The sequence below is a fragment of the Polynucleobacter sp. 39-46-10 genome (genome assembly GCF_002282275.1).
This window is the reverse complement of the sequence record NZ_NCJB01000018.1, coordinates 41,488-51,450: the sequence shown is the minus strand read 5'-3', so window position 1 is coordinate 51,450 and position 9,963 is coordinate 41,488. Positions and strand designations below refer to the sequence as shown.

Annotated in this window: 13 protein-coding genes; 6 read left to right on the top strand and 7 right to left on the bottom strand. The window is 46.1% G+C overall.

What is annotated here, in order from left to right:
- On the top strand, positions 1 to 80 hold an 80-nt coding region (locus tag B7X71_RS03290; RefSeq protein ID WP_293597691.1), incomplete at its 5' end, for an IS3 family transposase.
- A gap of 73 nt (positions 81 to 153) precedes the next feature.
- On the opposite strand, the gene B7X71_RS03285 is transcribed toward B7X71_RS03290, so the two are convergent.
- Complete coding sequence (locus B7X71_RS03285; protein WP_293597690.1) at positions 154 to 678, bottom strand: phasin family protein; 525 nt, start codon at positions 676 to 678, stop codon at positions 154 to 156.
- Positions 679 to 793: 115 nt separating this feature from the next.
- Between B7X71_RS03285 and B7X71_RS03280 the strand changes: the two genes are divergently transcribed.
- Positions 794 to 1,183, top strand: a complete 390-nt coding sequence (locus B7X71_RS03280; protein WP_293600194.1) for a group II truncated hemoglobin — start codon at positions 794 to 796, stop codon at positions 1,181 to 1,183.
- 24 nt (positions 1,184 to 1,207) lie between these two features.
- Here the strand turns inward: B7X71_RS03280 and B7X71_RS03275 are convergent, their stop codons facing one another.
- From B7X71_RS03275 to B7X71_RS03265, 3 genes are read right to left on the bottom strand one after another with little or no spacing between them, the layout of a single operon-like run.
- Positions 1,208 to 2,425 carry an aminoacetone oxidase family FAD-binding enzyme gene (locus B7X71_RS03275; RefSeq protein ID WP_293597688.1) on the bottom strand — a complete coding sequence of 406 codons (1,218 nt, stop codon included), beginning with the start codon at positions 2,423 to 2,425 and terminating at the stop codon, positions 1,208 to 1,210.
- 3 nt (positions 2,426 to 2,428) lie between these two features.
- The gene (locus B7X71_RS03270; RefSeq protein ID WP_293597687.1) at positions 2,429 to 2,944 is read right to left on the bottom strand and encodes a hypothetical protein; all 516 of its coding nucleotides are present in this window, start codon (positions 2,942 to 2,944) and stop codon (positions 2,429 to 2,431) included.
- A 27-nt stretch (positions 2,945 to 2,971) separates the two neighbouring features.
- Positions 2,972 to 3,829 carry an LOG family protein gene (locus tag B7X71_RS03265; protein ID WP_293597686.1) on the bottom strand — a complete coding sequence of 286 codons (858 nt, stop codon included), beginning with the start codon at positions 3,827 to 3,829 and terminating at the stop codon, positions 2,972 to 2,974.
- A 197-nt stretch (positions 3,830 to 4,026) separates the two neighbouring features.
- On the opposite strand from B7X71_RS03265, the gene B7X71_RS03260 reads away from it, so the two are divergent.
- Positions 4,027 to 4,227 (top strand): hypothetical protein, encoded by a 201-nt coding sequence (locus tag B7X71_RS03260; RefSeq protein ID WP_293597685.1) that lies wholly within the window; start codon positions 4,027 to 4,029, stop codon positions 4,225 to 4,227.
- A 95-nt stretch (positions 4,228 to 4,322) separates the two neighbouring features.
- Here the strand turns inward: B7X71_RS03260 and B7X71_RS03255 are convergent, their stop codons facing one another.
- Positions 4,323 to 5,738 (bottom strand): MBL fold metallo-hydrolase, encoded by a 1,416-nt coding sequence (locus B7X71_RS03255; protein ID WP_293597684.1) that lies wholly within the window; start codon positions 5,736 to 5,738, stop codon positions 4,323 to 4,325.
- A 62-nt stretch (positions 5,739 to 5,800) separates the two neighbouring features.
- Here B7X71_RS03255 and B7X71_RS03250 point away from each other — a divergent pair, with 62 nt between their 5' ends.
- A complete protein-coding gene (locus tag B7X71_RS03250) occupies positions 5,801 to 6,682 on the top strand; it encodes an NAD(P)H-hydrate dehydratase (RefSeq protein WP_293597683.1) in 882 nt (293 codons plus the stop codon).
- Positions 6,683 to 6,688: 6 nt separating this feature from the next.
- On the top strand, positions 6,689 to 7,669 hold the full coding sequence (locus B7X71_RS03245; protein ID WP_293597682.1) for a DMT family transporter: 981 nt from the start codon (positions 6,689 to 6,691) through the stop codon (positions 7,667 to 7,669).
- Between the two features lie 23 nt (positions 7,670 to 7,692).
- On the opposite strand, the gene B7X71_RS03240 is transcribed toward B7X71_RS03245, so the two are convergent.
- Positions 7,693 to 7,977, bottom strand: a complete 285-nt coding sequence (locus tag B7X71_RS03240) for a protein tyrosine phosphatase (RefSeq protein ID WP_293597681.1) — start codon at positions 7,975 to 7,977, stop codon at positions 7,693 to 7,695.
- A gap of 81 nt (positions 7,978 to 8,058) precedes the next feature.
- Here B7X71_RS03240 and B7X71_RS03235 point away from each other — a divergent pair, with 81 nt between their 5' ends.
- Positions 8,059 to 8,709: a heme-binding beta-barrel domain-containing protein gene (locus tag B7X71_RS03235; RefSeq protein ID WP_293597680.1), complete on the top strand. Its 651-nt coding sequence runs from the start codon at positions 8,059 to 8,061 to the stop codon at positions 8,707 to 8,709.
- A 31-nt stretch (positions 8,710 to 8,740) separates the two neighbouring features.
- Here the strand turns inward: B7X71_RS03235 and B7X71_RS03230 are convergent, their stop codons facing one another.
- Positions 8,741 to 9,889 carry an aminotransferase class V-fold PLP-dependent enzyme gene (locus B7X71_RS03230; RefSeq protein WP_293597679.1) on the bottom strand — a complete coding sequence of 383 codons (1,149 nt, stop codon included), beginning with the start codon at positions 9,887 to 9,889 and terminating at the stop codon, positions 8,741 to 8,743.
- Between the last annotated feature and the right edge of the window lie 74 nt (positions 9,890 to 9,963).

Below are 9,963 nucleotides of genomic sequence, written 5' to 3'. Positions count from 1 at the left end.
ACAACCATGATCGGATCAAACAAAAACTAAAGGGATTGAGCCCGGTAAATTACCGAACTCAATCCCTCGTGCTAACCTAATTAAACTGTCCAACTTTTGGGGGTCAGTTCAGTACTAGGTGGCTTCTTGGAGCTCATTTTAGTTATCGTAGACTTATTTAGATTTCGTCTTTGACTCTGAAGATTTTCTGAGTTCTTCAATATTTTTCTCAGCAGCATCCGCAACCTGGTTCACAATTTTTCGCCCCTCTTTGAACATTTTTTGACCAGTTGTAGACATCTCATGAACTACCTTAGATAACTTATCAGCATGTCCTGGAATTTTGTCCTCGACATCTTCAAGCCAGCTTACTAAAGAGCTGCGGACTTTTTCTAAATGCTTTTCAGTTCCGTCGGCTGCATCATCCCCAATATCTTTCAGAACAGACTTCACCTTCTTCTGATATACCGTCGCGCGTTTTGCCGCTTCTTTGGTTGCAGACTCCTGAAGCTCTTTGAGCTTGGTAAGGTCATTTTTTGCTGCAGACTTGGCGCTCTCCATGGCATTTTTCATTCCCCATTGAATTTCTTCGAGGTGGTGCGCACTCAGATCTTTGGCAGCATCCAATAATTTATGGGAATAAGCAAATAACTCCTTAGCCTTTTCTTGTTGCCATGCTTGAATATCTTTCTTATCCATTACATCTCTCCCTGAGTTAAATAAATGAACCGATTAATTTGAAGCCTATATTTCTACTCTATACCCAAATGAGAGACTTGCCAATTCCCCGCTGTATTGGCATTAAAATTAAGCCATGAGCGAAAGAAAAAACCCATACGAGATTATTGGTGGCGCAGCAAAGGTTGAGGAATTAGTCGACCGATTTTATGATTTGATGGCGCTAGAAGAGCCCTTCGCAGAGTTGCGAGCTATGCATTCCCAGAACCTATCAAGCTCTCGAGAGAAGCTGAAGCTTTTTTTAACGGGGTGGCTTGGTGGTCCAGATGTCTACTCCCCAAAGTATGGTCACCCAATGCTACGCGCACGACATCTACCTTTCAAAATTGGCTTGAAGGAGCGTAATCAATGGCTGGCCTGCATGTATCGCGCCATGGAAGACTGCGGTATTGATGGACAGATTGGCGCTCAGCTAGAGGAGTCTTTTTTTAATACTGCCGACTGGATGAGAAATCAGCCAAACTAATGCATCTATAGGTTTTAAAAACCTCTAGATAGATTGGGCACAAGCAAAACCGCTAGCCCAAGCCCACTGGAAGTTATGGCCCCCAAGGTGCCCAGTCACATCGACACACTCACCGATGAAATACAAGCCGGGATGATTGCGAGCCATCATGGTTTGACCATCAAGCTCTTTGGTATCAACACCCCCCAACATGACTTCAGCCTTTTTCCAACCCAAGGTTCCTGCAGGTTTTACCGACCAATTAGTAATGAGCTCTTTGAGTGCCTGACGATCCTTCTTGGAAACCTCAGCCCACTTTTTACCCAAGAGATTTTTCTGCTCTGCAAATGCTTTGGCTAAGCGCAATGGCATTACCGAAGCCAAAATATTTTCAGTTAACTTGAGGCGGTTATCTTCATTGTTAAACAGTTCATCACAGCTAAATTGGCCGTGAGCTTCAACAGCACCAAGCCAATCAATATGAATCGCCTCGCCTTCAGTCCAGTAACTGCTGGCCTGTAAGACTGCTGGTCCTGAGAGACCTTTATGGGTCAGCAACAAGTCTTCGTTGAAACGGCAGGCACCGTAACGATTGCCTTTTGAGCCAGCCGCAATACGAACTGGCAAACTCAAACCAGACAACTCAATCAGATTATCAAACTCACCAGAAGTAAATGACAGCGGCACTAATGCAGGTCGTGGATCCACTACCTTCAATCCATATTGCTTGGCGATATCCAAAGAATAGGCTGTTGCGCCAATTGCAGGAACTGGTAAACCACCAGTTGCCATGACTAAAGATGCTGTACGTTCAATACCAGCATTAGTTTTAACGATCCACACGCCCGCCTCATTGGAGATCGACTCTACCTTGACTGGATGACGAATATCAACATGACCCTTAGCGCACTCTCCAAGTAGCATCTCAATAATTTGCTTGGCTGAATCATCGCAAAATAACTGCCCTTGATGTTTCTCATGATAGGCAATGCGATAGGACTGCACTAGCTTGACAAAATCCTTTGCAGAATAACGAGCCAGGGCGCTTTTTACAAAATGGGGGTTGAGGGAAAGAAAGTTAGCTGGGCTGCTATGCAAATTTGTAAAGTTACAGCGACCGCCACCACTAATCCGAATTTTTTCACACAAGATATCAGCGTGATCTAGCACTAAGATTTTTTTGCCCAATTGACCAGCAACTCCCGCACAAAACAGGCCAGCTGCCCCGCCACCAATAATGATGGCATCCCAGACTTTACTCATGATTTACTTAAAGCGCTCAATGACTTCACCTGGAAGATTGAGTTTTTGCATATGGAGGCGGGTATAAGCTTGACGGAAATTCTTGGTCATCGAGATCATGACGGAGGCTGTCCAAGCAAAAGCAAACATGCCCGAGAAGGCAATGATGATTGCTAACATTTTCCAGCCGCTTGGCAGCAGATCATCCATAAAACCCATAGCGGTATAGGTGCTACCACTAAATAAAATACTCTCACCTAAATTGGGCAGAAGATTAAATGCTCGCAGCGAAATACCCCAAAGGATGATCTCAAAAATATGCGTCAAGAATAAACAAAGTACGCTGACATAAAACACAAAAGCTACTGAAGAGTACTTATGCTCTGAAAGGTAGAGAAAAGACTTCACCTCATAGCGCTTTGCAATTTGAAGCAAAGCAAGTCCATGCACCAGCATCACAACTAGTAACATCGCAATACCAAATAAATAGGCTGGTAAATCCAGTTCAGAGCCGAGGGTTACTGTGTTGGCGATAGTCATGGTGTTAATGGTCTTATTTTACAGTTCTCAGGCCAGCTGATACCAGTCACGAATGATTTTCCAAGCTTCCTCAGCAGTTTCTACAAAGTGAATTAAATCCATATCAGCTTGATCTATCACTCCATGCTCAAGCATCTGCTTGAAATTGATCACCTCCTGCCAGAATGACTTCCCGACCAAGATGACTGGAAAACGTTCCACTTTTTTAGTTTGCATTAAGGTCAGCACTTCAAAGAGCTCATCAAAGGAACCAAAACCTCCTGGGTAGGCCACAATTGATCTTGCCCTGAGCATGAAATGCATTTTGCGAATAGCGAAATAGTGAAAACGGAAACTTAAGCCTGGAGTGAGGTAGGGATTGGGATGCTGCTCTCTAGGCAGGCTAATGTTAAAACCAATAGTCTTATCCCCTGCCTCAAACGCACCTCGATTAGCAGCCTCCATAATTCCGGGGCCCCCGCCCGTAGCGATATGCAGCTTATTGCGAGTCTCAGATTGGGTGGAATTGTAGGCCGCCACGATTGCACCAAACTCTCTGGCCGAATCGTAGTATTTACAGTGCAGCAAAGCTCGCTTAGCTTCGGCTATTGCCTCCGGTGTTTTGGCATTCTTTTCTAGCTCATGAGCTGCCTTACAGCTCACAAACCGAGTGGAACCAAATACCGTAATGGTGTGCTCAATGCCTTGCTCATGCAATAAAATCTCGGGCTTTAATAGCTCAAGCTGGAAGCGCAAACCTAAAGTTTCCCGACGAACTAAAAACGCTTGATCGTCAAACGCAAACCGATAGGAGTCCTCAGAGCTCCCTTCTGCTAACTGACCTTTTTGCAGGCTCAGAAAATCAGTGATGGTTTGGGAATTGTTGACGGGGAGCTTGCAACTCATATCACAACCTTTTATTAAATAGTCTATTTTCAATTTAGAGCATATTGGCTAAGTACTGAAGCCAATCCAAGCCTTATGAGACTCAGTATTACCACCTAGAATATTGCATTAATTTGAAATCTAGGGCTAATTTGGATTTACCATCAGCAATTCAGGCGTTAATATTGGGGAATATTAACCAAACCGAAGGAAAAGCAATGAGCAACCGTTCAATCATCATCATGGTACTAGTATTAATTTCTGCCACAGCTTACTTGCTCATCAAAGGCGACGGCGACATTGATATGGGTGGCGAAAAGCATGGTGCTGAAGCAGCTCATATGGAAGAAGCTAAAAAAGATGCACCTGCAGCCCCAGCTGCACCAGCAGCAGCTCCAGCAGCTGACGCTAAGAAATAATCTCTTCTTGAGAATAAAACGCCGCGGTTCGCCGCGGTTTTTTTTCGTCCATTTTTTATTATCTAGCTTGGGGCGCTAATGTGACTGAGTAGGACTTAACAAGAGTAGCTGTGCAAACGCTCTGGAATGACCACATTCTTCCACTCCAGCTCTTCACGAATAGCTTGTGCCAAAACAGCTGACGCCTCAGGCTCTCCATGAACTACAAATACTGACTTGGGTGCTGAATGAAAGCCTCGCAACCAATCCAGTAAACCTGCTTGGTCTGCATGGGCAGACAATCCACCAATAGTATGAATGGATGCTCGCACCACAACCTCTTCGCCGAAGAGGCGAACTTTAGCTGCTTTATCTACTAGGCGACGACCTAAGCTGCCATACGCCTGAAAACCAGTAATCACGATGGCATTTTGTGCTCGAGGCAAATTATTCTGTAGGTGATGAACAATACGACCAGCATCACACATGCCACTCGCAGAAATAATAATTGCCCCACCCTTGATCTTATTAAGCGCTTTAGACTCTTCTACGTCCGCAATGAATCTCAGGTCGACTGCCCCTGGATTTTTTTTGAACCACTCAAAAGTTGACTGCGACTCTTTATCCAGCTCGGCAAAGAAACGTTGGGTTAAATGGGTAGCCGCAGTTGCCATCGGAGAATCTACCCAAATACTCAAATGGGGTAATAAATTTCGCTTTACCAAATCAATTAATAAAAACAGCATCTCTTGCGTCCGACCCACAGCAAATGCAGGAATGACAATGTTTCCATGGGCATTCAAGGTGCTGGTCACCACTTCGATTAATTCAGTCTCGGTATCCGCCAATGTCTTATGCAGGCGATCACCGTAGGTTGACTCGACTACGACGAGATCGGCTTGAGGGATCAGAGTGGGATCAGGCATTAATAGCTTACCCTTCATACCAATATCACCAGAGAAAACACAGCGCTTTTTCTTGGAATAGTCTTCAGTAATATCGATCACCGCAATTGCCGATCCCAGAATATGGCCTGCATTCTGAAACTCTAGATCAATTCCTTGGCTAAGCTCCAAATGTTTTCCATAAGGCAGTATCTCGCATTGCCCAAGAGCTAGCTCTGCTTCTTCCATGGAGTACAAGGCTACTGGCAAGTCTCCGCGCCACTTACCTGCCTTTTGTCTACGTACCGCACGCTCCACATCGGAACGCTGCAGATGAGCGCTATCTGGCAACATAATTTTCAGCAACTCGAATGTCGCATCTGTGCAATAGATCGGACCGGTAAATCCTTGAGCGCACAGTCTCGGCAAGAGACCGCTATGGTCAATATGGGCATGCGTGAGTACAACGAAAGCAATTTCCTTGGGTGAAAACGGGAGTGACTCTAGATTCTTTGCTGTAGCCTCACGCCCGCCCTGGAACATACCAAAGTCAACCATGAACCTCACATCACGCCCACCAATGCTAGCTTCTACAGAATGTCTTGATCCCGTCACCTCACCCGCTGCGCCAAGAAATTGTATTTTCATTTCTTAAGCATACTCCCGATAAAATACATTGTTAAGCCACTCATCTGAGAGATACTATTCACATGAACCCCCCCAAGGAACTGAGATCACTCGAGCTCATTACTCGACTCAAGCGAAAGCCCTCAGAACATAAAGGGGATGCCGGTAAAGTGTTGCTCGTTGGTGGCGCACCCTGCATGGCAGGCGCCCTCATGTTATCTGGCAGCGCTGCGCTTCACTTAGGGGCTGGTTGGACCATCTTAGAAATGCTGGATCCAACTGCCGCTCACGCAATGCCAGAGCAGGCTGAACTCATGGTGCGCTTGGCCAGCTTTAATGCTCAAGAGCAATTAGATACAACCGCGCCCGATGTCATAGCAATTGGTCCAGGCCTGGGTTTCTCTGAGCTTGCGAGAGATTGGCTGATTGCGGCATTGAGATACCCAAAAATTCCACTCGTGATTGATGCAGATGCGCTCAATTTAATCGCCGATACCCCTGAATATTTAGAACTTCTCAAGCAGCGGAATAAAGTGTCTCCAGGCATGACTGTTCTCACACCACATCCTGGAGAGGCAGCCAATCTTCTCAATACTTCTGCAGCAGCTGTTCAAGAAAATCGTCTTGCCGCATTATCCGACTTAGTCACACTCACTGACTCCATCGTCGTTCTGAAGGGTCAACATACTTTGATCGCTTCACCCCTTCAGCAAGCAGTGCAATGCAAGCAAGGTAATCCTGGCATGGCCGTCGGCGGGATGGGTGATGTCCTCACTGGCACTATTGCAGCAATCGCCGCTCAAGGCATACGCCACAGGATCAACCTATGGGAAGCCAGTTGCATTGGAGTTCAGCTCCACGCATCGGCAGCCGATAGCTTGGTGGCCAAACAAATTGGCCCCATTGGGCTTACTCCAACTGAGGTCATCTTAGAGATGCGGAGTCTTCTCAATAAGCTGTTATAAAACAGCATGCAATCAGCCAGCGGAATTCTTCATCATCGGCGTTATATCTACGGCCTTTTAATGGCCGGCCTTGGCTCCGTACTATTTTCCGGAAAAGCGATTCTGATCAAACTCGCTTTTGGCTATGGTGCAAATGCCGAGACCCTAATTGCCTTGAGGATGTTGATGGCCCTTCCCCTCTTTTGGGGAATTTATTGGTGGCAGGCGCGCAGACAGGTGATGAGCCCGCTCACATGGCAAGATCAAATCAAGGTATTTGTCTTGGGATTTATGGGCTACTTTCTCTCTAGTTATCTCGACTTTCTGGGCTTGCAATATATCTCCGTAGGGCTGGAGCGCATTGTTCTGTATCTCACACCAACCATCGTGCTGCTGATCTCTTATTTTGTATTGAATAAACCTATTAGTCGCTTGCAATGGTATGCACTCGTAGTGGGTTACCTGGGTGTCATTGTAGTATTCATCCAAGATGCCAACTCTACTGGATCAATGGCTATTCTGGGGATGTTGCTGATCTTTGCTAGCGCATGCTCATATGCAATCTACATGATTGGATCTGGTGAAATGGTAAAGCGTGTGGGGAGTGTGCGCATGGTGGTCTATGCCAGCTCCGCATCAGCGCTGATGAGCGTCATTCAAATTCTAATTTACGATCCTAGGGCTGTATTTACGCAAGTACAGCAAATCTACTGGCTCAGCCTTCTCAACGCGAGCCTGTGTACCGTCATTCCGATGTTATTAATCATGATTGCGATTAATCGCATTGGATCGCCACTAGTTGCTCAAGCTGGAATACTAGGCCCTGTCTCAACACTGTTTATGGGTTGGATCGTACTGTCCGAACCTATTACCTGGATTCAGCTTAGTGGAATGAGTTTAGTAATCGGGGCGATGTGGTTGCTGGTACGCAACGATGCCCCTAGAAAGCAAAAGGGACCCAATTCCACAAAGTCCTTAGACCTTGAGGGATCTGACCCCTTAAATTAGCGGCGCAGTGTAGTGCTACTAATTTACTGCTGAGTGGCTGCCGGCTCTTGAGCTGCCTTGGCTTTCTTTTTGGATTTTTTCTTAGACTTCTTCTCTGCTTTTTTATCTTTCTTTGACTTTTTAGCAGTCTTTTTTGCAGCCTTCTCTGGCTGAGCGGCAGGCGTAGCTGGAGTTGCGGGTACTGCCGCAGGGGCAGCTGCAGGGGTACCTACTGGAGCTGGATCTGCTGCCATCACAGTAAGAGGCGACAAACCAATTGAGGTAGAAATGAGCACAGCCAAAGTCAGTTTTGCAAAGTGAGTTTTCATTTAAGGCTCCAATGGATTTGTAGATGTTTTAATAATACCCAATAAACTGTCAAAAATACTTCATTTAACCAAGGCGTCCCTATGAACTCTTTTCCTGCTGATATCTATACAGAGCCTCAGGGATACTCGATCAATACCCTAGAAAACCTGGGACCCCTCACCCGGCTTGCCGGTATTTGGGAAGGTCAACGGGGTTTGGATATCAAACCCAAAGCTGAAGGTCCAAAGAAGCAGGTGTACACCGAGCGCATTGAGATGCAGCCAATTGATCCACAAACCAATGGACCGCAATTATTTTATGGCTTGCGCTATCACTTGCATATCACCAAACCAGATCAAGTCAAAACTTATCATGATCAGGTTGGCTACTGGCTTTGGGAACCTGCAACCGGATCCATTATTCACACTCTCACCATTCCCCGCGGCATGATTACCATGGCGACAGGAAAGGCGTCCGCTAATGCAACTCAGTTTGAGTGCGTTGCCAAGATTGATGATCCGACCGCCGGAATTTCTTCCAACCCTTTTTTAGACTACGCCTTCAAGACAATTGAATACCGCATCATGGTGACGATCCTAGAGGACGGCACCTGGTCTTACGAACAAGATACGATAATGATGATTAAAGGTCAGGCCGAACCTTTTCATCACCTCGATACCAATGTGTTAACTAAGGTAGGTGAAGCAACGCCTAACCCGCTTGCACTTGAGGTAATGAAAAAGCCGTCCTAAGACGGCCTTTTCAGTTGAGTACTTATGCTAATTAAGCTGGCTGCGCTTCAGTCTCAGTAATCTTTTCTAGGGCTGTTGCAAGATGACCAACTGCACGATCAACGTGAGCCAACTTCTCTAGGCCAAATAAACCAATACGGAAGGTACGGAAGTCTGGACGCTCATCACACTGCAGCGGTACGCCTGCAGCGGTTTGCAAACCGAGAGCAATAAACTTCTTGCCTGATTGAATATCTGGATCTTTGGTATAGCTCACCACTACGCCAGGAGACTGAAAGCCTTTTGCTGAAACTGAGTGATAGCCATTTGATACCAATAAAGCACGAACCTTGTCACCCAACTCTTGCTGCTTCGCCTTGAGCGCAGCAAAGCCTAGAGCCTGAGTTTCTTTCATCACATTGCGTAAGATTTTGAGCGCATCTGTAGGCATGGTGGTGTGATACACATGACCACCCTTTTCATAGGCCTCCATAATTTGAAGCCACTTCTTCAGATCCATTGAGAAGCTGCTGCTCTGAGTAGATTCAATACGCTCGCGTGCTCTATCACCCATGGCGATCAATGCACAGCAAGGTGAGCTACTCCAACCTTTTTGAGGCGCAGTGATCAATACATCTACATTGCAAGCCTTCATGTCCACCCACATTGCGCCTGACGCGATGCAGTCGAGTACAAATAAACCATTGACTGAGCGAACAGCTTCACCAACAGCTTTAAGGTAGTCATCCGGCAAGATGATGCCGGCAGAAGTTTCTACGTGAGGGGCGAAAACAACCGCAGGCTTTTCTTTCTTAATGAAAGCCACCACCTCTTCAATTGGCGCTGGTGCAAAAACACCCTGCGTTGCATTCTCCAATTGCTTACCCTTGATAACGGTAATGTCCTGGGTAATGTTGGCGAGATCAAAAATCTGAGTCCAGCGGTAACTAAACCAGCCGTTACGTAAGACCAGGCACTTTTCATTATTAGCAAATTGACGCGCAACCGCTTCCATACCAAAAGTACCGCTACCAGGAACAATGACTGCAGTGCTAGCGTTATAAGCATCCTTGAGGACGCCAGAAATATCCACCATGACTTTTTTGAACTCTTCAGACATGTGGTTTAGTGAGCGATCGGTATAAACAACTGAGAACTCTAAAAGACCGTCTGGATCAACATTCGGGAGTAAACCTGGCATAGTAATTTCCTAGTAAATCGTGTGATTAGCCCTAAATGATACTGATTTAGCGCTGTTTGGGTACTTAGCCCTTA